The 22,248-nt window shown below is 58.1% G+C and carries 16 protein-coding genes; 3 read left to right on the forward strand and 13 right to left on the reverse strand.

From position 1 onward, the window contains the following. Positions 1 to 276: 276 nt before the first annotated feature. Together AC07U6_RS07685 and AC07U6_RS07690 are read right to left on the reverse strand one after the other, a co-directional pair. Complete coding sequence (locus AC07U6_RS07685; RefSeq protein ID WP_494763699.1) at positions 277 to 1,992, reverse strand: penicillin-binding transpeptidase domain-containing protein; 1,716 nt, start codon at positions 1,990 to 1,992, stop codon at positions 277 to 279. A 392-nt stretch (positions 1,993 to 2,384) separates the two neighbouring features. After that, a complete protein-coding gene (locus AC07U6_RS07690; protein ID WP_494763700.1) occupies positions 2,385 to 4,658 on the reverse strand; it encodes a molybdopterin guanine dinucleotide-containing S/N-oxide reductase in 2,274 nt (757 codons plus the stop codon). 229 nt (positions 4,659 to 4,887) lie between these two features. On the opposite strand from AC07U6_RS07690, the gene galR reads away from it, so the two are divergent. Next, the gene (gene galR, locus AC07U6_RS07695) at positions 4,888 to 5,889 is read left to right on the forward strand and encodes an HTH-type transcriptional regulator GalR (RefSeq protein WP_494763701.1); all 1,002 of its coding nucleotides are present in this window, start codon (positions 4,888 to 4,890) and stop codon (positions 5,887 to 5,889) included. A gap of 34 nt (positions 5,890 to 5,923) precedes the next feature. Here galR and AC07U6_RS07700 read toward each other — a convergent pair whose 3' ends face one another. Together AC07U6_RS07700 and lysA are read right to left on the reverse strand one after the other, a co-directional pair. Beyond that, positions 5,924 to 6,400, reverse strand: coding sequence for a GNAT family N-acetyltransferase (locus tag AC07U6_RS07700; RefSeq protein ID WP_494764544.1), 477 nt, complete (start codon positions 6,398 to 6,400; stop codon positions 5,924 to 5,926). 1,042 nt (positions 6,401 to 7,442) lie between these two features. After that, the gene (lysA, locus tag AC07U6_RS07705) at positions 7,443 to 8,696 is read right to left on the reverse strand and encodes a diaminopimelate decarboxylase (RefSeq protein ID WP_494763702.1); all 1,254 of its coding nucleotides are present in this window, start codon (positions 8,694 to 8,696) and stop codon (positions 7,443 to 7,445) included. Positions 8,697 to 8,822: 126 nt separating this feature from the next. Between lysA and AC07U6_RS07710 the strand changes: the two genes are divergently transcribed. Beyond that, positions 8,823 to 9,743, forward strand: coding sequence for a LysR family transcriptional regulator (locus AC07U6_RS07710; protein ID WP_494763703.1), 921 nt, complete (start codon positions 8,823 to 8,825; stop codon positions 9,741 to 9,743). On the opposite strand, the gene AC07U6_RS07715 is transcribed toward AC07U6_RS07710, so the two are convergent. Then, positions 9,740 to 10,903 carry an MFS transporter gene (locus AC07U6_RS07715; RefSeq protein ID WP_494763704.1) on the reverse strand — a complete coding sequence of 388 codons (1,164 nt, stop codon included), beginning with the start codon at positions 10,901 to 10,903 and terminating at the stop codon, positions 9,740 to 9,742. The two genes, AC07U6_RS07710 and AC07U6_RS07715, sit on opposite strands and share 4 nt — an antisense overlap. Before the next feature lie 463 nt (positions 10,904 to 11,366). Between AC07U6_RS07715 and AC07U6_RS07720 the strand changes: the two genes are divergently transcribed. Continuing rightward, on the forward strand, positions 11,367 to 11,993 hold the full coding sequence (locus AC07U6_RS07720; RefSeq protein WP_494763705.1) for a serine protease: 627 nt from the start codon (positions 11,367 to 11,369) through the stop codon (positions 11,991 to 11,993). A 16-nt stretch (positions 11,994 to 12,009) separates the two neighbouring features. On the opposite strand, the gene AC07U6_RS07725 is transcribed toward AC07U6_RS07720, so the two are convergent. The 8 genes from AC07U6_RS07725 to lysS all read right to left on the reverse strand — a co-directional run bounded on the left by AC07U6_RS07725 (position 12,010) and on the right by lysS (position 22,244). Then, entirely contained in the window at positions 12,010 to 12,702 is a 693-nt protein-coding gene (locus AC07U6_RS07725) for an amino acid racemase (protein ID WP_494763706.1), read from the reverse strand. Positions 12,703 to 12,720: 18 nt separating this feature from the next. Then, complete coding sequence (fbpC, locus tag AC07U6_RS07730) at positions 12,721 to 13,791, reverse strand: ferric ABC transporter ATP-binding protein (protein ID WP_494763707.1); 1,071 nt, start codon at positions 13,789 to 13,791, stop codon at positions 12,721 to 12,723. An 11-nt stretch (positions 13,792 to 13,802) separates the two neighbouring features. After that, positions 13,803 to 15,872, reverse strand: coding sequence for an ABC transporter permease (locus tag AC07U6_RS07735; protein WP_494763708.1), 2,070 nt, complete (start codon positions 15,870 to 15,872; stop codon positions 13,803 to 13,805). 62 nt (positions 15,873 to 15,934) lie between these two features. Continuing rightward, the gene (locus AC07U6_RS07740) at positions 15,935 to 16,966 is read right to left on the reverse strand and encodes an ABC transporter substrate-binding protein (protein ID WP_494763709.1); all 1,032 of its coding nucleotides are present in this window, start codon (positions 16,964 to 16,966) and stop codon (positions 15,935 to 15,937) included. 40 nt (positions 16,967 to 17,006) lie between these two features. Then, a complete protein-coding gene (gene uhpC / locus AC07U6_RS07745) occupies positions 17,007 to 18,314 on the reverse strand; it encodes an MFS transporter family glucose-6-phosphate receptor UhpC (RefSeq protein ID WP_494763710.1) in 1,308 nt (435 codons plus the stop codon). 90 nt (positions 18,315 to 18,404) lie between these two features. Then, on the reverse strand, positions 18,405 to 19,943 hold the full coding sequence (locus AC07U6_RS07750; protein WP_494763711.1) for an MASE1 domain-containing sensor histidine kinase: 1,539 nt from the start codon (positions 19,941 to 19,943) through the stop codon (positions 18,405 to 18,407). Next, positions 19,943 to 20,572 (reverse strand): response regulator, encoded by a 630-nt coding sequence (locus tag AC07U6_RS07755; protein WP_494764545.1) that lies wholly within the window; start codon positions 20,570 to 20,572, stop codon positions 19,943 to 19,945. The genes AC07U6_RS07750 and AC07U6_RS07755 overlap by 1 nt, the downstream gene beginning before the upstream one ends. A gap of 151 nt (positions 20,573 to 20,723) precedes the next feature. Beyond that, the gene (gene lysS / locus AC07U6_RS07760; protein ID WP_494763712.1) at positions 20,724 to 22,244 is read right to left on the reverse strand and encodes a lysine--tRNA ligase; all 1,521 of its coding nucleotides are present in this window, start codon (positions 22,242 to 22,244) and stop codon (positions 20,724 to 20,726) included. Positions 22,245 to 22,248 lie beyond the last annotated feature (4 nt).

The raw sequence follows: 22,248 nt of genomic DNA on the forward strand, positions 1-22,248 counted from the left end.
GAAAGTTGTGAGCGTTCTTCTGGATTGAAACAAAGAGTAAAATTTTGAAGATACAGACAAAAAAAAACCCACGCATCCACGTGGGTTGGTGCAACTGAACAGGGTGCAGTCTGCCGGGAGCAGACTGTATTCACACCAATCAATACCTCTGGGACTCCTATTGTCACCAGAAGCCGATCCTGAAACCAGCAAACAAAAGCAAATGAATGGCGCTAAATGCAACCAGTCATGACCGTTCGATCATTTCTTTACATATTGAACAATCTGAGGTTTTTCCTAACCTGGGTTATAAAGCGCATCCGGCGCGATATTCATATGCTTCAGCACCGGGCCAATAACATTGCCAAATACCGGTGCCGCCACCGAACCACCAAAGTGATCCCCTGCAGTCGGATGGTTAATCATAATCACCAGCGCTACCTGCGGGTTGCTGGCGGGCGCCACCCCGGCGGTATAGTTGATGTAACCACCATCGTATTTACCGCTGTCGCCCATTTTTTCCGCCGTACCGGTTTTAATCGCCAGCCGATAACCCGGCACCGCCGCCCGCACCCCACTACCGCCAGGAAGCGCATCGCTCTCCATCATATGCACCACGGTTTTGACCGTATCCTCATCGGCAACGCGCGTGCCCAACACCGGCGGTGTTACCTTGGTAATCGACAGCGGGCGATAAACGCCGAATGAACCCAGCGTGGCGTACTCCCGGGCTATTTGCAGCGGCGTAACGCGTAAACCATAGCCAAACGAGAACGTTGCGCGTTCAATGTCTGCCCAGCGCTGACGGTGTAGGGGGAAATAGCCCACGCTTTCACCGGTCAGCCCCAACCCGGTCGGTTTACCCAGACCGAATGACTGATAGGTATTCACCAGTACCTCGGCGGGCATTGCCAGTGCAATATGCGACACGCCGATATCGCTGGATTTCTGCAGGATGCCGGTCATCGTTAACCGTGACCAGTGCCCAACATCGCGTATTAAATGGCCGTTAACGCGATAAGGCGTGGTATCCAGCACTGAGTCTGGGCGAACCAGCTTGCGGATCAGCCCTTCCATTACCACCAGCGGTTTAACCGTTGAGCCCGGCTCGTAGCTGTCATTAATCGCCGTGTTACGCATCTGCGCCGGTGACACTTTGGCAAAATTGTTCGGGTTAAATGAGGGATAGGAGGCCATCCCGAGGATTTCACCGGTATCGATTTTGATCAGCACCGCTGCGCCGGAATCGGCTTTATTTAGCAGCACGCCGTCGCGCAGCTTGCTGTACAGGGTGTATTGATCGAACTTATCAATACTCAGCTGCACCGTTGGCGGTTGCTGAGGCGGTTCGTAGTTAATCATTGCCACGATATTACCGTTGGCGTCCTGGCGGTATTTCTCCACCCCGGGGGTACCCTGTAAGACCTTATCGAAGCCTTTCTCCAGCCCGGTCAGTCCGTTGCTGTCCGCGCCAACAATACCGATAAGCGGCGCGGTGGCCTCGCTCATGGGATAAAAGCGGCTGTCGTCATAAACGGTGGTAATGCCGGTCAGATGAAGTTTGGAGATATCTTTCGCGATACCCAGCTCGATTTTTCTGCCCAGATAAAGGAAGCGGCGATTTGGATTAGCATTGATTTGTGCCGCGATCTCTTCCGGCCTGAGCTCCAGCGCATTAGCCAGATAGGCCCACTTGGCGCTGGTAAAATCCGGATGCGCTTCTAAAACCCGCTGCGGATCGGCAATCACATCGCGCGAAGGCACGCTGAGCGCCAGCGCTTCACCGTTCCTGTCGAGCAGGGTTCCCCGATTCGTCGGTAGAGTGACGGTTCTCAGCGAGCGTTCATCCGCCTCTTTCTCCAGCATCGGGTGGTTGATGAGTTGTAAATCGGCCACCCGTGCCAGCAGAACGCCCAGGCATGCCAGCACGCCCACACAGACAAGGCGGAATCGTACGGGATTTAACGTCGGGGCTGGCTGGGATTTCGCCAGCGATCTTTTCAAGGGAGGCATGTTTTTTCCAGTACAGGGTGCGTGATAACTCTCTGGCGTTTATACAAAAAATGATTCGGAGTTAACAGGCAAACAGTGTTTCAGATCGTGATTGAGTAAGAGGAAAAGGCATCCAGAAAATTCATAAAAAAATGAATAAAATCAGATAAATATAAGAAAACCCTTAGATTACAGGCAAAAAAAACCTGCGCATCTACGCAGGTTGGTGAAACAAAGCGATAAATACTTTTTGATGTTCACCCATCAATACCTCTGGGATCTGAACTGTAGCAATCCACGTCGCTCGCTCGCTACTCAGGAATCGCAACAGTTACCCGCAAAATGTAACCAGCTATGTGATTTGTAGGGGTTTTGGCAATGTATCGCCAACATTTGAGCCGGGCCCCTTACCGTCAGACCACCTCAGCCAGTTTTCGAATCTCCACCAGGCAGCTCATGGCGTTCGGTCCCTGAGTCAGCGACGAGGTGCCAATATCGAGCGTTAGCACGTTGGGATTACCGGCACGGTCGTAGTCTTGCCACGCTTTGCCAAAACCGGGATCGAACCAGGCCCCGGTGGAAATAAGCACCACATTTTGGCTCACACCTTCGGTCAGGCGAACACCGGCCTGAATACAGCCACGATCGTTACTGACTTCAATCACGTTGCCGTCGCTGATACCCCGCTCGGCCGCATCCAGCGGATGCATCCACAGCGTTTCGCGCCCGGCGGTTTTATTGGCCTGTACCGTTGGCGTGGCATCCATCTGGCTATGCAGACGATCGCCAGGCTGGATGGAAATCATATGCAGTGGGAAACGTTGTTTAACCTTCGACCCCAGCCACTCAGCGGGTTCGCGCCATTCGGGATGCGGGCCAAAGTCAGCAAGCTGATAACCCTCAATCGTTTCCGAAAACAGTTCGATTTTACCGCTGGCGGTTTTAATCGGATTGGCCACCGGATTAGCGCGGAAATCAGCCATAAATACCCAGTCTTCCTTCGGCAGCGGGATCTCCACGTGCCCTTCCTCCCAGAATGTTTCAAACTCCGGGAAGTCGATACCCTTGTGATTGTGGGCCACGGCGCAGCGCTGGTAGAGATGTTTGATCCACTCCATCTCATTGCGGTTTTCGGTAAAGGTATCGCGATAGCCCAGCCGCTCGGCCAGATCGGCAAAAATATCAAAGTCGTTGCGCGCCTGATACTGCGGTGCAATCGCCTGATGCATTGCCAGCACGAAGCGATCCCTGGACGATCCGCCGATATCATTGCGTTCAAGGGTGGTGGTCACCGGCAGAACGATATCCGCCATCTGAGCCGCAGGAGTCCAGACGATATCCTGCACGATAACCGTATCCGGGCGCTGCCAGCCCTCAACCAGCCGGTTCAGCTGCTGATGATGGTGGAACGGGTTGCCGCCCGCCCAGTGGATCAGATGGATATCCGGGTAGGTGTGCGTTTCGCCCTGGAAAGTGTAGTCCTCGCCGGGGTTGAGCAGCATATCGCTGATGCGGGCTACCGGTATCGCCCGGTGCGCAATCGGGTTAACCCCGGTAGACATCAGCGGCGACGGACCTTCAATACGCGGGTTGCCTACGCTGTTCATTGAACCATGCCCGAATGAGAAACCGGCCCCCGGCAGGCCTGGCTGCCCCAGCATCGACGACAGCGCGATCATCATCCAGTACGGCTGCTCGCCGCGATGGGCGCGCTGTACGGAGTAGGAACAAGTAATAAAGCTGCGCTTGCCGCATAGCTGCTTTGCCAGCAGCGCGATGCGCGCGGCCGGAATACCGGTAATCTCACTGGCCCACTGCGGTGTTTTCGGCTGGCCGTCGCCTTCCCCCATCAGGTAGCTTTTGAGCTGCGGGTAGCCTACGCAGTGGGACTGCAGGAAGGCATTATCCACCGCGCCCAGCCGCTCAATTTCAAATCCTAACGCCAGCATCAGCGCCACATCAGTGTTCGGGCGGATTGGAATCCACTCGGCGTTGATGAACTCCGGGCAGTCATCGCGCATCGGGCTGATGTTGATGACCGGCGTGCCTTTTGCCGCCAGCTGCTGTAGCGCGGGCTTCAGGCTGTGCTCCCCTGCCCCGCCGGAGGCCACCTGCGCGTTTTTCAGCGCCAGCCCGCCAAAAGCGATAAAAATTTCACAGTGTTTGACCACATCCGGCCAGTCGGTAACGCGGCCAGTCAGTGGCATATAGGTGCCAATCACATAGGGTAAAAAGAACTGCGCGGCACCCCAGCTATAGTTGCCCTGCTGATCAATGCCGCCGCCGCCAAGGTTGTAGAACCGGCGCACCAACGTGCGGGCATGGTTAACGCGGCCCGCCGATGACCAGCCGTAGGAACCGTCGAAGATTCCGCTGGCGCCGTAGCGGTCACGCACCCGGCGGTTTTCCCCGGCAACCAGGTCGAGCGCAGTTTCCCAGTCCACTGCAACAAAGTCTTCACGCCCGCGCAGAGTGCGATCGCTCTTCTCCCGGGACTTCAGCCACGAGCGACGCACCATCGGCTGGCGGATACGCTTATCCGAATAGACCAGTTCCGGAATGGTATTCAGCATCGGTGACGGGTCCTGGTCAGCGAAAAATGGGTCACAGCGCAGCAGTTTGCCATTTTCAACAACGGCACTGAAGGCACCCCAGTGGGCAAGGTGAGGGAGTTTTTTTAACGTCATGCGAGGAACCGGTCATGGTGTTGGTTTTTCTGGAAACTCAGAATAGCATCGCTCAGTAACGGAGTGAAATCGTGTTCACTTTATCAGAACGAACGGCCTGCAATCAGGCGAACTCAAAGAGAAAAATCCTCAGCTTTGCGACGCCCGACGCATTCTCCAGGCTTGCAGTCACTGCAGCTTTCCGCAACACTACTGCAATGTAAACGCTTACCCAGAAAGGTTGGACCCTATGGCTACCATAAAGGATGTCGCCAGACTCGCGGGGGTGTCGGTAGCAACCGTTTCTCGCGTCATCAATCACTCCCCAAAAGCGAGTGAAAATTCGCGTCTGGCGGTGACACAGGCGATGGAATCGCTGAAATACCATCCGAATGCCAACGCCCGCGCGCTGGCGCAGCAGTCCACGGAAACCATTGGGTTAGTGGTCGGTGACGTTTCCGATCCCTTCTTTGGCGCGATGGTAAAATCGGTGGATGAAGTGGCATGGAATACCGGTAATTTTCTGCTGATTGGCAATGGCTACCATAATGAGCAAAAAGAGCGCCAGGCCATTGAGCAGCTGATTCGGCACCGCTGTGCGGCGCTGGTCGTCCATGCAAAAAAAGTCCCCGACGAAGAGCTGGCCGGCCTGATGAAACAGATCCCGGGTATGGTGTTGCTGAACCGCGTGCTGCCGGGCTTTGAACACCGCTGCATTGCGCTGGACGACCGGTACGGCTCCTGGCTGGCGACACGGCATCTGATCCAACAGGGGCATAAAAATATTGCCTTTCTCTGCTCTAACCATTCTATTTCCGACTCCAGCGATCGCCTTCAGGGCTATTACGATGCGCTGAAAGAGCACGGCCTGCCCTGCAACGATCGGCTGGTCGCTTTCGGTGAGCCGGATGAGGTGGGCGGCGAAACGGCGATGACCGAGCTGCTCGGCCAGGGAAAAACCTTCAGCGCGGTAGCCTGCTATAACGATTCGATGGCGGCGGGTGCGCTGGCGGTGCTGAGCGACAACGGCGTACGGGTGCCGGAAGAGATTTCGTTGATCGGCTTCGACGACGTGCTGGTGTCACGCTACGTTCGCCCACGCCTGACTACCGTCCGTTATCCGATTATCACCATGGCGCAGCAGGCTGCAATGCTGGCGCTGGCGCTGGCTCACGGCCAGCCGCTGCCGGAAGTGACACATCTGTTCAGCCCGACGCTGGTGCGCCGTCATTCAGTAGGAACGCCTGCCTGAACCGAAAGCGACTGCGGTTCAGCGGTTCAGCGGTTCAGCGGTTCAGCGGTTCAGGGTCTGACTGCAACGATTTATGGTAAAGGTGCACGGTGGTTGCGGGATAGTCCAGCGCGTCGCCAATATAGCGCCAGTCGAACTTTTCGTAGTAGCCCATGCAGGCAGAGTAGAGGTAGAGATTCTCGTCACCGCGCTGTCTGCAGCAGTCGATAATGGTTTGCTGCAGTCGCTCGCTTAGTCCCCGCCCACGCCAGCTTTCATCGATGTACAGCGCTGCCAGCCACGGGAACAGATCCTGGCGGCTGATCAGATCGCAGCGCCACAGCCCCACCGTTCCCACCGGCCGTTCGCCGTCAAGTGCCACATAGGTGATGGGCAGGTCGCTTCCTGCAAGGCTACTGTCGATTACACTGGCAAAAAAATCACGGCTCTCTTCGCTACCAAACGCCTGCCACAGCCAGTCGATGATGATTTCGCGATGTTCGGTTGCGTCAGTGAGCGGGACGATGCGCAGGGTGGTCATGAGTAGGTTCCGCGGTAATGGTGTTGAGTTCAGTAAATTACCACAGGGAACGGGATTCGGCTTCTTTGGCATTAGGGCATTAGGAGATCGGGGAACAGTCTCTGCGGCTGCCGGGGTTGGGAGATCGGGGGACAGTCTCTGCGGCTGCCGGGCGGTCCTCGCGCCGCTTTGCGGTGCCTTCGGCTTCGGCATCCGGCCTGCCGGACCGGCTAAGACGGGCGTCCTGCCCGGCTTAGCCCGACGCCAGCTTCCTTGCTGGCATCTCCTGGCCTGCTGCCTTCGCCTCAGCGCTGCGGATTGCCCGCCATCCGCAGAGACTGTCCCCCTTCTTACACTTGAAGTCGCTGTTAGCTCAAACTGCACGAGAAACGAAGAGTTTAGCCGCAATCAGCTATTCACAGACAACACTAAGCTAATGGCGCAGACGGGTGGCTACCCCAATCGGAGCATCCGCAGCGCTGAACGTAATGAGAAAGCCAGGATTCGGCCACACGGACGTGGCCGAAAGGCACAGCCGGGCAGGACGCCCGTCTGGGCCGTTCCGTCAGGCTGACGAATGCAGTGAGGGCACCGCGCAGGCGGCGCGAGGACCGCCCGAACGGGGTAGATGCCCGTCTGCGCGTTCACCATTTCGCCAGACACGCCACCACAAAACTGATGTTGCAAACGGCTGGTAACTCCTGTCGCAGGCAACACTAAGCCAGTGGCGCAGACGGGTGGCTACCCCGATCGGAGCATCCGCAGCGCTGGACGTAATGAGGAAGCCAGGATTCGGCCACACGGACGTGGCCGAAAGGCACAGCCGGGCAGGACGCCCGTCTGGGCCGGTCCGTCAGGCTGACGAATGCAGTGAGGGTACCGCGTAAGCGGCGCGAGGACCGCCCGAACGGGGTAGTCACCCGTCTGCGTAAACCCCGCTACGTCAGACAATATGGGGTAACCAGCCGTCAGCACGTACACCACCGCGCCAGACGCCACCGTCACACTTCGGAATCTGCACCCTGTAGCAACACAGCCCGATTTTAACGACTCATTACAGCTCCAGCGCCAGCAGCTCCGCCACGGTCTGCGCACGACGGATCTGGCGTGGCTGACCGTTCTCAAACAGCACCTCCGGCAGCAGTGGACGGCTGTTGTAGTTCGACGACATCGACGCACCATAGGCACCGGTATCATGGAACACCAGATAATCCCCCACCTTCACCGCCGGCAGCGCGCGGGTTTCCACCTTGCCGCCTTCCTGCTGAGTGAACACATCGCCCGACTCGCACAATGGACCCGCCACCACCGTCTCGACGCTATTCTGTTCATCCAGCTGACGGCCATCACCGGCAATCGCAGAAATATGGTGATAGCTGCCGTACATTGACGGGCGCATCAGATCGTTAAAGCCCGCGTCCACCAGCGCAAAGTGACGGCTGCCCATCTCTTTCACCACGCGAACCTGACTGACCAGCACGCCAGACTCGGCCACCAGGAAACGGCCCGGCTCGATCTCCAGCTTCACGGGGTGCCCCAGGTGCTTTGCCACGCGCTGGCGGGCGGCATCCCACAGGCCGAAATAGTGATCGGTATCGATCGCTTCTTCACCAAAACGATACGGAATCGACAGACCGCCGCCGGCAGAAATCGCTTCCAGATCCTGACCAAAATTCACCACCTGATTCACCATCGCGTCGCACACCTGCTCCAGATGGCTGTAATCAACGCCCGAACCGATATGCATATGAATCCCCACCAGCTTGAGCTGATAGCGCTGAACCGCTTCCAGCGCCAGTGCCATATCGCCGAACCAGATACCGTGCTTGCTGTTTTCGCCGCCGGTGTTGGTTTTCTGGCTGTGGCCGTGGCCGAAGCCCGGGTTAACGCGCAGCCAGACCGGATGCCCGGCAGACACCGCGCCAAGCTGGTGAAGCATATCGATAGAACCGGCATTAACCGGCACCTTCAGCTCCGCGACGCGGGCCAGAGTCGGCTCGTCCAGCAGATCGGCGGTAAAGACGATCTCGTCGCCGCCCGCCTGATAACCCGCCGCCAGGGCGCGCTCAATCTCACCCAGCGAAACGGAATCGACCTTCACGCCCGCAGCGCGCATCAGGCGCAGAATATGAATATTCGAGCAGGCCTTCTGGGCAAAGCGCACCACGTCAAACTGCTGCAGCTGGGCAATACGCTGCTGAATAATGCTGGCGTCGTAGGCCCAGACCGGGCCACCCGTCTGGCGAGCAAGCGCTAAAAGATTATCCTGATTCAGGGCGGTGGTGGTGTCGGTCAGCAAGCGTGGCATAAGGGTTCTCCATAAAATTATCGTTCTATTACGCCACATCTCTTTTCGGGGTAAAAATATCTTTTTTATAGCAGTCTATTCATCCATGATATGGGTTAACTGACGTTAATCTCCATGGAGAAAGCGATGGCCGGAGTCTCCCTGCGCCACATTGAGATTTTTCACGCGGTGATCACCACCGGCAACCTGACGGAAGCCGCGGCGCTACTGCACACCTCCCAGCCCACCGTCAGCCGCGAGCTGGCACGCTTTGAAAAACTAATTGGATTACAGCTGTTTGAACGGGTGCGCGGACGCCTGCAGCCTACCGTTCAGGGCCTGCGGCTGTTCGAAGAGGTGCAGCGGTCATGGTACGGACTGGACAGAATTATCAGCGCCGCCGAGGGGCTGCGGCAGTTTCGTCAGGGTGAGCTTTCCATCGCCTGCCTGCCGGTTTTCTCCCAGTCGCTGCTGCCGCTGCTTTGTCAGCCGTTTATGCAGCAGTACCCGGAAGTGAGCCTGAATATCATCCCGCAGGAGTCGCCGCTGCTGGAAGAGTGGCTGTCGGCACAGCGCTATGATTTGGGGCTGACCGAAACCAGCCATACGCCCGCCGGGACCGAACGCAGCGCGCTGTTTACGCAGAATGAAGTCTGCGTGCTGCCGCAGGACCACGCGCTGGCCCGTCGTGACTGCCTGACGCCGCAGGATTTTACCGGCGAAAATTACATCAGCCTGTCGCGCACCGACAGCTATCGCCAGCTGCTGGATAATCTGTTTAGCGAACAGGGGGTACAGCGAAGAATGGTCATGGAAACCCACAGCGCAGCCTCGGTGTGTGCGATGGTCAGAGCGGGGGTGGGTGTATCGATTGTGAATCCGCTGACGGCGCTGGATTATGCCGACAGCGGAGTGGTGATGCGGCGCTTCAGCGTGGAAGTGCCGTTCACCGTCAGTTTAATCAGGCCGCGCCACCGGCCCGCGTCGGCGCTGGTAGATGCCTTCAGCCAGCATCTTCAGCAGCATATCGGCCTGTTCAGCCAGCGCCTGGAACAGCAGCTGAATTAAGCGTTAACCGGCTGGCCCTGTGCGCGAGAACCGCGGAAAGTGATCAGGCAGATAATCAGGCCGATTGCCGCCAGCACCGCCGCAGAAACGGGAACCGCCGTCAGGCCGTAGCCGCCGCCGATCACCGCTCCGCCCACCCAGGCACCGAGCGCGTTACCGACGTTAAACGCCGAAATATTCAGCGTGGACACCAGGTTCGGCGCATCCTTTCCGTGGCGAACCACGTTAATTTGCAGCGCAGGTACGGTGGCAAAGGTCGCGATCGCCCACAGGAACAGGGTGATTTCCGCCAGCCACAGCGCGTGAGAGGTCCAGCTGAACAGCAGCGAGAACACCGCAATCAGCGAGAAGCTGAGGATCAGGCTGAACGACACCCGCCAGTCCGCCAGCTTGCCGCCCAGCGTATTCCCCACGGTCAGACCGGCACCGATCAGGAACAGCGTCCAGCTCACGCCGCGATCGGTAATCCCGGTCACTTCCAGCAGCAGCGGCGCGATATAGCTGAACAGCGCAAACATTGCGGCGGCGAAGAACACCGTCATCAGCAGCGACAGCCACAGCTTGCCGCTGCTCAGCGCGCTAAATTCACTGGCCAGATCCACCGGTTTTTCATCGCGGTTGGTCGGCAGGCTGACAATCAGGCCGATAAACGCCAGTACGCCAATCACCGACACGCCCCAGAAAGTGGCGCGCCAGCCGAACAGCTGACCAAACCAGGTTCCCAGCGGCACGCCAAGCACGTTTGCCAGGGTCAGGCCGGTAAACATCAGCGCTACGGCGGACGCCTGCTTGCCCGGCGCAACCAGGCTTGCCGCCACCACGGCACCGATGCCGAAGAAGGCTCCGTGACAAAGGGCGGTCACCACGCGGGCCAGCATCAGCAGGTTATAGCTGTAGGCCAGCGCGCAGAGAATATTGCCGATTATAAAAATCACCATCAGCAGAATCAGCGTACGTTTACGCGGCAGTTTCGCCGTTAGCAGTGCCATGATTGGCGCACCAATCGCCACGCCCAGCGCATAGCCGCTGATTAGCCAGCCCGCAGAAGGGATCGATACCTGCAGATCGCTCGCGACCTCCGGCAACAGCCCCATAATCACGAACTCGGTGGTGCCGATAGCAAAAGCGCTCAGCGCCAGTGCCAGTAATGAAACAGGCATTTCACACACTCCCAGGATTGTAAGAACTCAGCTCTCTGCATGGAGAGCCATTATCGTCAGGTGAATAATTTTTACGCGATACGCGACGAAGGTCACAGAAAGCCATTAAAACACAGGCGGGGAATCGCTTACAGCACATCACAGGCAAGGGTGTATTGCCAAATTAGCAACAATTAGCGCCATGAAACCGTTTTGAGTAAGTGTGAAAAAAGCGCCGGATATTAATCACCTGGCGCAATATTTACACAATGCGCACAAACACATAACACCAGCTAATGTTTTTTCCTGCGGAAAATTCCTGGTTTTTGGAAAAAACATACCATTCCATTACGATCTTAACGGTTGTCGTTAGGCTTAATGAGATCGTGAAAACATTAAATTTACTGCTGTGGATAGCCGCAGGCGTTATGCAGAAACGCCCCCTTCACCAGCTATCTTTTCAACTAATCATTGGGGATTATCGATGAGAGTGGTTATTTGCCTGCTAGCCGCCTGTCTGGGCGGGTGTTCAGTAGGGAAGTATCAATACAGCAGTGAAGCTGAAAAACGGGTCGATATGACGGTAACCGGCATCCCCACCATCCTGGGTGCCGGAGCATTGGGAACCACCATTCCGCTGACGGAGAACTACAGCCTGACCGCAGCTCACGTCGCCAGGCTTTCGCGTTATGAGGTGAAATCCTGGCACCCGGAGTGCGATCTGGCGGTGATTTACCACAAGAATGAGGGGCTGAAACAGGAACCGCGTTTCCGCAACGGTAAGATCGGCGACAAAGTGAATATGTACGGCTACAGCTTTATCTCCGCCATGCCGATGGCCTCCAACGGAGTCAATCTGATTAATACCGGGCTGGTCAACGAATGGAATAAAAAGCCCTGCGTGGTAGTCGCCACAAACGCCGGGGTGGTGCAGGGAATGTCGGGCGGCGCGGTGTATAACGCCTCCGATGATTCGATTGGTGGGGTGATTGTTGGCTACACCGATACCGTTAACGATCTCAAAACCGGCAAGCCGCGCTATCGCGATGTCTCGCTGTATGTTCCCTACTCTCGCTTTAAAGACTGGCTGAATGATGCAGTGAAGTCCTGATCCGTCAGTCAGGAGCTCACCGCAGCATAAACTCCACCGCCGCTTCCGCATGGATGGCGGTGGTGTCAAACACCGGGACCGGGCAGTCGCTGGCTTTCAGCAACAGCCCGATTTCCGTACAGCCGAAAATCACCGCCTGCGCACCTTGAGCAACCAGACCGTCGATAATCGCCAGATAGCGTGATTTAGACTCGGCGGTAAACTGCCCCTGGCAAAGCTCATCGAAGATGATGCGGTTAATCTGCTGACGGTCGGCTTCATCGGGTATCAGCGTGGTAATGCCGTGCTGCGCCAGCATCGGTCCGCGATAAAAATCCTGCTCCATGGTGTAGCGCGTCCCCAACAGCGCAACCTGCGACATGCCCACCCGCTTAATCGCCTCCGCAGTGCCATCGGCGATATGCAGAAACGGCAGGCCGCTCTGGTCAATAATCGGCTGCGCCACCTTATGCATGGTATTGGTACAGAGCACGATCCCCTCCGCCCCTGCACGCTTCAGTGCCACCGCAGCGTCCGCCAGCATCTGCCCGGCTTTCTCCCAGTCGCCGCTGGCCTGGCAGGCTTCTATCTCGTAGAAGTCCATGCTCCACAGCACCAGCTTCGCCGAGTGCAGCCCGCCCAAACGCTGCCGGACTCCTTCGTTGATCGCCCGATAGTACGGCAGCGTCGATTCCCAACTCATGCCGCCGATCAGTCCCAGTGTTTTCATTACGTTTCTCAGTCCGTGTTATTGATCCTGTAACACAAACATACCAAACGGATGGATCTGGAGATAGAACTCATCGCCCGGCGAAGGCTGCAGTTCGGTGGCGTTGACCTGCAACAGCAGCGACTGTCCCTGCCACTCCACCAGCACCTCGTACTGCGGCCCCATATAGGCGACTTTTTTAATCGTGCAGCGCTGGCTGACATCGCCCTGTAAGCCCAGAGTGATGGCTTCCGGGCGCACGCCGACGGTACAGTGCTGCAGTCCCGGCGCAAAACCTTCCGGGCGCGGAATGGTGTAACCGAAGATCTCCACGCGATTGCCGCTGATTTGCGCCTCAAAAATGTTGGCATCGCCCATGAAGCTGGCCATAAAACGTGAAGCCGGGAAGCGGTAGAGTCGCTGCGGTTCGCCGATCTGCATAATCTGCCCTTTGTTCATCACCAGCACGGTATCGGAAACCGCAAAGGCTTCACTTTGATCGTGGGTCACGTACAGCGAGGTGATATTGAACTGCTGCTGCAGCTCGCGGATCTTCTCGCGCATGCTGCGGCGCAAGTTGGCATCCAGGTTACTCAGCGGTTCGTCAAACAGCAGCACCTTCGGCTTGAGGATCAGCGCACGGGCCAGCGCCACGCGCTGCTGCTGACCACCGGAGATCTGATCGACATAGCGATCGGCAAATCCGGCCAGATCCACCAGTTCCAGCGCCTCTTCCACGCGGTCGCGGATCTCACCTTTCGGTTTACCCAGCATCTTCAGCCCGTAACCGATGTTCTCCCCCAGCGACATATGCGGGAACAGGGCATAGGACTGGAACACCATGCAGATATCGCGGTGCTGGATCGAACGATGGGTCACATCTTCCCCGTCGATAAAAATCTGCCCGTCGCTGGGTTTCTCCAGCCCGGCCACCATTCTCAGCACGGTAGTTTTGCCGCAGCCCGATGGACCGAGCAGCGTCACCATCTCGCCTTTCGGGATCGCCAGGCTGAGGTTCTCAATGACCGAGTTGCTGCCGAAGCGCTTGGCCACGTTACGCAGTTCGACGAAGCTTTTCTTTTCCTGGGGTTGTGCGAAGTTAGTATTCATATGCACCTTAATTAACGGGTTTTCGCCCGCGAGCGGGCCACGCGCGCTTCACCCACCAGCGCATCGAAAATAAAGATAATTGCCAGCATCACCACGATCAGAATCGAACCGTAAGCAATCGCCATGCCGTACTCTCCGTCCTCAACGCGGTTAAGGATGTAGGAAGTCGCCACGCGGGTATCCGGTGTAACAAGGAAGATAATCGCGCTGACGGTGGTGATCGCACGGACAAAGCTGTAGATCAGCGCCGAGAGGATAGCCGGGCGCAGCAGCGGCAGAATGATGTACAGCACGGTGCGCAGCGATCCGGCACGCAGGCTGAGCGAGGCTTCATCCAGCGATTTATCCAGCTGTCCCAGCCCGGCAATCCCGGCGCGAATGCCGACCGGCACGTTGCGCATCACCATCGAGATAATCACAATCGCCGCGGTCCCGGTCAGATACACCGGCGCACCGTTAAAGGCGAGGATGTAGGAAACCCCCGCCACGGTGCCCGGTACGGCAAAGCACAGCATGGTGGAGAACTCGATCACCTTCTTGCCGCGGAACTGCTGGCGAACCACAACGTAGGCAATCAGCAGGCCGAAAATAGCGGTAATCGGCGCGGCGATCCCGGCGTACAGCAGGGTGTCGAGCAGCGATGGCCACGCACCGTCACTGAATCCCTGGCCGAACAGCTTGCTGAAGTTATCCAGCGTCAGGGTGTAGTCCACGCCCCAGTTCACGGTAAAGCTGCCGAAGAAGATGCTGCCGTACAGCAGCACGTTAAAGGCGATCCACACCCACAGCATTGCCGTCACCGCCCATACCAGCGACACCGGCAGCGGCTGCACGTCGCCGCGGGAGGATTTGCCCGAGATGGTGACGTAGGAGCGTTTACCGATCCACAGATACTGCACGCAGAACACCAGCAGCGAGAACAGCAGCAGGATCACGCCCAGCGTACTGGCCGAGGTATAGTCCAGCTGCGCGCCAGTGATGTAGAAGTAGATCTGCGTAGCCAGCACGTCAAAGTTGCCGCCCAGTACCAGCGGGTTACTGAAGTCCGCCAGCGACTGGACGATAACGATCAGGAACGAGTTGGCGAGCGCCGGTTTCAACAGCGGCAGGAACACCCGGCGGAACGTTTGCAGACGGCTGGCGCGCAGCGTGTACGAGGCCTCTTCCAGCGACGGGTGCAGCGTTTTGATCGCGCCGTCGAGGATCATAAATGACATTGGGGTAAACGCCAGCACCTGCGCCAGCCAGATGCCGGTAAAGCCGTAGAGCCAGTTGGTGTTGGTCAGGCCGAGGTAGTTGACCATAAACTCCGTGACGTAGCCGGAGCGGCCCATCATCAGAGTCACGCCCAGACCGACAACAAACGGCGGCGTTACAATCGGCAGGATCGAGAACACCCGCCCCAGCAGCGCCGAGCGTTTAGCGATGCGCGTGGTGTAGATCGCCAGCACCATACCGAAGAAGGTACAGCCGATGCCGACCGCCGCGCTCAGCAGGAAGGAATTCCAGATCACCTGCAGAATATGCTTCTGCCCCAGTACGGCCATAAACTGCAGCGGTGCAAAGGTGCCGTCATCGGCGGTGATCATTGGTTTAAAGATCGCCAGGCTCGGCCAGATGATAAACAGGCTAATTAGCGCGACGATCGCAATCAGCGATCCTAAAACAAAGCGATCGCCGCCCAGCCATTCCAGCCGCGACAGCGCGACGGTCATCACCCCGCCCAGCGCGCAGAAGATAACGATGGTGCCGTAGCCGAGGCCGCGTTCGAGCCAGGCGGCGCTGACCACCATAAAGACGGCGCAGCAGAGTGCCCATGCGGCATCGAAACGGTGCCGTCCGCGTGAAGCCGTGCCGCGTACCGGCCGCAGTAGCAGAACCACCGGCAGCAGCAGCCACGCCTGGCTGATATTGAGCCCGGACCAGCCGTAAGCGTCTAAGATCTCGTCAGCCGTGGATTCCAGCAGGCCATAGTCGAGGCTGAATACCGGCAGCAGCAGGTAGCCCGCCACCAAAATCGCCAGCCAGATAAAAACAGTATCCCGTCCCTGCGGCAGGCGCAGAGCTGTGGCATCACTCATAGTGTTCCCCGGAGGTTGAAGCGTAAGCGATAGCGCGCCAGGCGGCGCGCCAAAGTGAGGGGTTATTGCCCCATCTTCACGTCGTTAACCCACTTGTTGATCAGATGCTTACGCATATCAGTGGCGCCGTATTTATCTATGTCGTAGTCGATCAGCTTCAGGTCATCCAGCTTGAGCGAGTTTGGCGAGGTTTCTGCGGTGGTGTTGGTCAGGATCTGGTAAGACTGCCCCTGTTTCCACGCCAGCTCCTGCGCTTCTTTCGACAGCGCCCAGTCCACGAACAGACGGGCATTTTCCATATTGCGCGCTTTCTTCAGGATGCTGACGCCACCGACCTCATAGCCGGAACCTTCACACGGTGAAATCAGAGTCAGCGGCGCGCCCTTGTCTTTTTCCAGCGAGTAGTCGTGAAGGAAGCCGATGCCAATCGCGGTTTCACCGCGAGCGGCGTTACGCGCCGGGGCAATACCGGATTTGGTGTACTGGGAGACGTTAGCGTTAAGCTTCTTCAGATAATCGAAGGCCTGATCTTCGCCCCACAGCTGGGTAAAGGTGGCCAGCGCGGTATAGGCGGTGCCGGAGCTTTGCGGATCGGCGATCTGGATCTCACCCTTGTAGATTGGGTTGGTCAGATCCTTCCAGCACTTCGGCTCCGGCAGGTTTTTCTGCTTCAGGCGATCGGTGTTGACGCCAAAGCCGAGGATGCCGATGTAGATCGCCGAAGAGTAGTTGCCCTTCACTTTGGCCGGATCGCGGAACTGCGGCATGATCTGATCCAGGACCGGAGATTTATAGGCCTCAAGCAGTCCCATTTCACCGGCCTGAGAGTGCGGATCGAGCGTGCCGCCGTACCAGACATCGGCCTGTGGGTTATTCTTCTCGGCATCGATCTTCGCCAGCGTGCTGCCGGAGCCGTTGCGGATAAAGCTGGTTTTCACATCGTATTTCTCACCAAAGGCTTTCGCTTCGGTTTCACACATGGCGTTGGTGGCGCTGCAGTAGATCACCAGGCGGCCTTTTGCCTGGGCCGCACCGGACATCGCGCTCACTGCCAGCCCGGCAGCGATCAGGGTAGAGAGGGCTAAACGTTTCATCGGGTTATCCTTATCGTCGAGGGTCGGCAGACCCCGTCGGTTACGGAGCCTGTTTAAATCTCTGCCGGTTTAGTCCGGCAATCAGCAGCGGCATCAGCAGCACGCCGATACAGCCTGCGGCAGCGGTCAGCAGGGCAAAAAAGCCCGACCAGCCGTAGTGTTGCATCACCTGCGCCAGCGGCCAGCCCGCCAGCGCGGCACCCAGGTAAGCAAAAAGGCCGAGGAATCCGGTGACGGTCCCCGGTGCGGCCTTGTGGCTGTATTCCACCGCCGCCAGGCCAATCAGCATCTGCGGGCCAAAAACAAAAAATCCCAGGCTGAAAAAGCACACCGACAGTAGCGCCCGGTGGTGCACCGGTGCCAGCCACAGCGCCGCCATGCTGAGGAACAGGCCAAAGGCAAACAGCAAAATCATCGGGGCGCGCTGGCCGCGAAACAGCAGATCCGAACCCCATCCGGCAAACAGCGCGCCGATTACGCCACCCAGTTCAAACAGCGTCAGCGTGGTGTTGGCGCCCAGCAAATTGATGCCGTGGGCTTCCGTCAGCCATAAATTGCCCCAGTCGTTCAGCGCGATGCGGATCAGGTACACCAGCACGTAAGAGACGCCCAACAGCCAGATGGTGCGATTGGCCAGAATCTGCTGGCGCAAAATATCGCGCATCGGCATCGCCGGGCTGTGCTCCTGCTGCCACAGCTCGAGCGGATCGCGCCGCCATTCGCCCACCGTCGGCAACCCCTGCGCGGCGGGCGTATCGCACAGCCGCCAGCAGAGCCAGATGCCGATCAGAATGCCCATCATCCCCGGCAACAGCAGCGCGGCCTGCCAACCCCAGCGCATCGCCAGCCAGCCTGACAGCAGCGGTACCAGTGCACCGCCAAGGTTGATCGAAGTATTCCAGCATCCCCACCAGAAGCCGCGCTCATTGCGCGAATACCAGTGGGTGAGCAGCTTGGCACACGGCGGCCAGCCCCAGCCCTGGAAAAACCCGTTCAGCGTCCAGACCAGCAGCAGCGCGCTCCATGAGCCGCAGAAGGTGAAGACGATATTCAACACCCCGGTAGCGATCAGCCCGCCGCCCATAAACCACTGTGCGGGCGTGCGGTCACTGATCATGCCGGACAGAAATTTTGATGCACCGTAAACCAGATAGAACAGCGTGCCCAGCAGGCCGATGTCGGCTTTATCCAGCCCCAGTTCCAGCTGCATCACCGGCATCACCTGACTGATGCTGCGCCGCGTAAGATAAAACGCGGCATAGCCGATCACCATAGTGAACAGCAGTCGCGGTCGCCAGTCACGGTAGCGCTGGCTAATCTGCTCTGGCGTCAGGGTGATGGCTGCCATGTAAACCTCCGGGTCATCACGAGCTAATATAGGGAAGGCATTGCGCCGGGGCATGAGACAAAGTTGGAATGAACCAGGAATTATTCCTGGTCAGGGCGCAGTTTCGCGTGATTTTGTGGGCAAGTTAACAGTTATACAGGTTCCCGGCGGCGGCAGGAGCTGCCAGTCGCCGCCAAGCGCCCGCACCCGCTCCTCGATTCCGCGCAGGCCAAAGCCGCTGCCGATAGGTTCGGTGATGCCGATACCGTCATCGCTCACGCTTAGCGTCAGCAGGCCCGGCTGCTCTTCCAGCGTCACCACCACCTGCCGCGCGCCTGCATGTTTGCTGATGTTGTTCAGCAGCTCCTGCACCACGCGATACAGCGTGAAGGTCAGGGTTTCATCCGTGGGAGAGGTGCTGAGCCGGTAATGAAGCTGGAAATCAATGCCGCGATCGGCGAAGGAGAATTCGGCAGCCAGATGCTGTAACGCTTTATCCAGCGCCATCTCATCCAGTACCGGTGGGCGGATCTGCCGCAGCAGCTGCCGGGTGGTGTGATGAATGCGCCGCGACAGGTCGCTAATCTGCCCTGCCGCCTGTCTGGCCGCCGGTGCATCGCTGCCGCGCTCCACCAGCATTGCCTGGATCTGGATGGCGGTAATGTTCTGGCCGATCTCATCGTGCAGCTCGCGAGCGATAACTTTACGCACCTGCTCTTCGGTGTCCACCAGCTGCGCCATCAGCCGGTGCCGGGCCTGTAGCTCTTTTTCCAACTGCTGACGGTAGCGCTGTAGATGCTGGGCCAGCTGCTGCTGACGGCTGACAGCAATCCCCAGCCCGATGCCGAGCAGTGCCTGGGTGGAAAGAAACAGCTCCAGCTCACGCAGATCGTGAAACGCGCCGCTGGCCTGCCGGGTCAGGGTAATCAGCACGCTGCCGACGATCGCCGACAGCACCCCGCCCTGCCAGCCAAAGCGGTAGGCCATCACCACATTCGGCAGGAAGACAAAGATCAGCAGCAGTCGTTCCATCTCCGGCGCAATCGATACCTGCACGCAGACGCCGATGGCAAAAATGACCGAACACCAGATCAGCAGCGAGGTGCGCAGCGGCGGATCGGGCATGCGCTGTGCCAGCATATCGCTGAGGTGCTGCTGTTTGAGATATTCATAAATCAGGTAGATAAACGGCGTAAGCAGCACGCCGCCGGTAAAGCTGGCGAGAAGAGTCTGAGTGACCGCTTCGTCCAGCCACGGGCCGATCATCGCGCCCTGTAGCAGCGTGTTCAGGGTGACTGCCGCCAGCAGCAGGATCAACCGCTGCCAGTAGAGCGTGTAACGATGCCACAAAGACTGGCTCGACCAGGCGGGCAGCACGCTGAGCAGGGGCGACAGTAGCATCACCGGCTGGGTGATGAGCTGCTCCAGCTGCAGCCAGCTAATCAGCACCGCTTCCACCAGCAGCAGCGCCGCCCAGTAGCGCTTAGGCAGCAGGATCATCAGCGCCAGATGCAGTCCGGCAGGCAGTAGCAGCACCGCCTGCTGGCCGTTCTGGCTCAGCCACAGGCCAATGGTCCACAACGCCAGCCAGCCGAGGGCAAAAAACAGCGCCAGCATCAGCGATAAAACAATATGGCGCGCCTGCGGCATCAGGTATGGCTCAGCAGCTGATGCTGAAGGGCAAAATGTACCAGCTCAACGGTGGTCTGGCAGTTCAGTTTGCCCAGCACGTTGGCGCGATGTACGTGCACGGTTTTATGGCTCAGCACGAGCTGGTCGGCGATGGCCTTCACGCTGATGCCGTTAATCAGCAAATCGAACACCTGCTTCTCCCTCGGCGTCAGCGAGGCCAGTTCTTTAGGTACCGGACGGGTCTGGCGCAACGCACGCAGCGCATCGGCACACAGGTAAAGCCCGCCGACGCTGACCGAACGCACCGCCTGCACCAACTCCTCCGGGCCGCAGCGTTTGGTCAGGTAGCCGCTGGCCCCGGCATCCACCGCGCTTTGCACAAACGCGCTGGTGTCATAAATGCTGAGGATAATCGCCCGGAAGCCCGGACGCTGCTGGCGCAGCCGGGTCAGCAGGCTCAGCCCGCTTTCATCCGGCATGGCAATATCCAGCACCGCTACGTCGAAGGGTTCGCGCAGCAGATGCGGCCAGGCCTCGGCGGCGGAAGCGAACTGTCCGGTAACCTGAATATCGCTTTCCAGTGAAAGAAGCTGGGCAAAGCCGGAGCGCACCACGATATGGTCGTCGATCAGGGCTACGTTAATCATCATGGATAAACCTGCTGAAAATTTTTTGCATGATGCCCGTCAAACGGGGCGTTGGGCAAATGCGAGCGGGGAAAATGCTGGGGGGTTAACAGTTTAGTGAGCGGGGGAAATAAAAACGGCCAGCAGTGCTGGCCGTTGGCAGAGACGAAACTTACTTGCTGCCCGGACGCAGGGCCGGGAACAGGATCACGTCGCGGATGGTGTGGCTGTTGGTAAACAGCATCACCATACGGTCGATACCGATGCCCAGACCGGCCGTTGGCGGCAGGCCGTGCTCCAGCGCGGTAACGTAGTCTTCGTCGTAGAACATCGCTTCGTCATCACCGGCGTCTTTGGCGTTAACCTGCTGCAGGAAACGCTCGGCCTGATCTTCCGCATCGTTCAGCTCCGAGAAGCCGTTGCCGATTTCACGCCCGCCGATAAAGAATTCGAAGCGGTCGGTAATTTCCGGATTCTCATCGTTGCGGCGCGCCAGCGGTGACACTTCAGCCGGATATTCGGTGATGAAGGTTGGCTGGATCAGATGCGCTTCGGCGGTTTCTTCAAAGATCTCCGTAACCAGACGGCCCAGACCCCAGCTTTTCTCAACTTTGATGCCGATGGACTGGGCAATCGCCACCGACTTATCGAAGTCGTCGAGATCGGCCAGATTGGTTTCAGGACGATATTTCAGGATCGCTTCTTTCATCGTCAGTTTTTCAAACGGCTTGCCGAAGTCGAACTCCTGCTCGCCGTAAGGCACAACGGTGTTGCCCAGAATATCCTGCGCCAGGGTGCGGAACAGGTTTTCGGTCAGTTCGATCAGATCTTTGTAGTCCGCGTAGGCCATATAGAGTTCCATCATGGTGAACTCCGGGTTATGGCGCGGCGAAACACCTTCGTTACGGAAGTTACGGTTGATCTCGAAGACGCGATCGAAACCGCCCACCACCAGACGCTTCAGGTACAGCTCTGGCGCAATACGCAGGTACATATCGATGTCCAGCGCATTGTGATGGGTGATAAACGGACGGGCAGATGCGCCGCCGGGGATCACCTGCATCATCGGGGTTTCCACTTCCATAAAGTTGCGGTTAACCATGAAGCTGCGGATGCCCGCCATGATTTTTGAACGCACCACGAAGGTATTGCGGGAGTCATCGTTACTGATCAGATCGAGGTAACGCTGACGATAGCGGGTTTCCTGATCGGCCAGGCCGTGGAACTTGTCCGGCAGCGGACGCAGTGCTTTGGTCAGCAGGCGCAGTTCGCTACAGTGGATCGACAGTTCGCCGGTCTTGGTCTTAAACAACTTACCGCGGGCACCGACGATATCGCCGAGGTCCCACTTCTTGAACTGTTCGTTGTAGATGCCCTCAGCCAGATCGTCACGCGAGACGTAAAGCTGAATGCGGCCACCAACATCCTGCAGCGTTACGAAAGAGGCTTTACCCATGATGCGGCGGGTCATCATACGGCCAGCGACGCTGACCTCAACGCCCAGCGCTTCCAGCTCTTCGTTTTCCTTATCGTCAAACTCGGCGTGCAGCGTGTCCGAGGTGCGATCGCGGCGGAAGTCGTTCGGGAACGCCACGCCGGTTTCACGCAGCGCGCTGAGCTTTTCGCGACGCGCTTTCAGTTCGTTATTAAGCTCAACGGCTGCATCAGCGGCCTGCGGTTGTTGTTCAGACATGTGA

The organism is Erwinia sp. GW821-FHT03D09 (assembly GCF_059420805.1).

Excerpts from the sequence above, each read along its gene's own strand:
- galR (WP_494763701.1), top strand. The coding sequence starts at position 4,888 with ATGGCTACCATAAAGGATGTCGCCAGACTCGCGGGGGTGTCGGTAGCA.
- AC07U6_RS07715 (WP_494763704.1), bottom strand. The coding sequence starts at position 10,903 with ATGCCTGTTTCATTACTGGCACTGGCGCTGAGCGCTTTTGCTATCGGC.
- AC07U6_RS07755 (WP_494764545.1), bottom strand. The coding sequence starts at position 20,572 with ATGATTAACGTAGCCCTGATCGACGACCATATCGTGGTGCGCTCCGGC.
- AC07U6_RS07710 (WP_494763703.1), top strand. The coding sequence starts at position 8,823 with ATGGCCGGAGTCTCCCTGCGCCACATTGAGATTTTTCACGCGGTGATC.
- AC07U6_RS07750 (WP_494763711.1), bottom strand. The coding sequence starts at position 19,943 with ATGCCGCAGGCGCGCCATATTGTTTTATCGCTGATGCTGGCGCTGTTT.
- AC07U6_RS07735 (WP_494763708.1), bottom strand. The coding sequence starts at position 15,872 with ATGAGTGATGCCACAGCTCTGCGCCTGCCGCAGGGACGGGATACTGTT.
- AC07U6_RS07690 (WP_494763700.1), bottom strand. The coding sequence starts at position 4,658 with ATGACGTTAAAAAAACTCCCTCACCTTGCCCACTGGGGTGCCTTCAGT.
- lysA (WP_494763702.1), bottom strand. The coding sequence starts at position 8,696 with ATGCCACGCTTGCTGACCGACACCACCACCGCCCTGAATCAGGATAAT.
- fbpC (WP_494763707.1), bottom strand. The coding sequence starts at position 13,791 with ATGAATACTAACTTCGCACAACCCCAGGAAAAGAAAAGCTTCGTCGAA.
- uhpC (WP_494763710.1), bottom strand. The coding sequence starts at position 18,314 with ATGGCAGCCATCACCCTGACGCCAGAGCAGATTAGCCAGCGCTACCGT.
- AC07U6_RS07720 (WP_494763705.1), top strand. The coding sequence starts at position 11,367 with ATGAGAGTGGTTATTTGCCTGCTAGCCGCCTGTCTGGGCGGGTGTTCA.
- lysS (WP_494763712.1), bottom strand. The coding sequence starts at position 22,244 with ATGTCTGAACAACAACCGCAGGCCGCTGATGCAGCCGTTGAGCTTAAT.
- AC07U6_RS07685 (WP_494763699.1), bottom strand. The coding sequence starts at position 1,992 with ATGCCTCCCTTGAAAAGATCGCTGGCGAAATCCCAGCCAGCCCCGACG.
- AC07U6_RS07725 (WP_494763706.1), bottom strand. The coding sequence starts at position 12,702 with ATGAAAACACTGGGACTGATCGGCGGCATGAGTTGGGAATCGACGCTG.
- AC07U6_RS07740 (WP_494763709.1), bottom strand. The coding sequence starts at position 16,966 with ATGAAACGTTTAGCCCTCTCTACCCTGATCGCTGCCGGGCTGGCAGTG.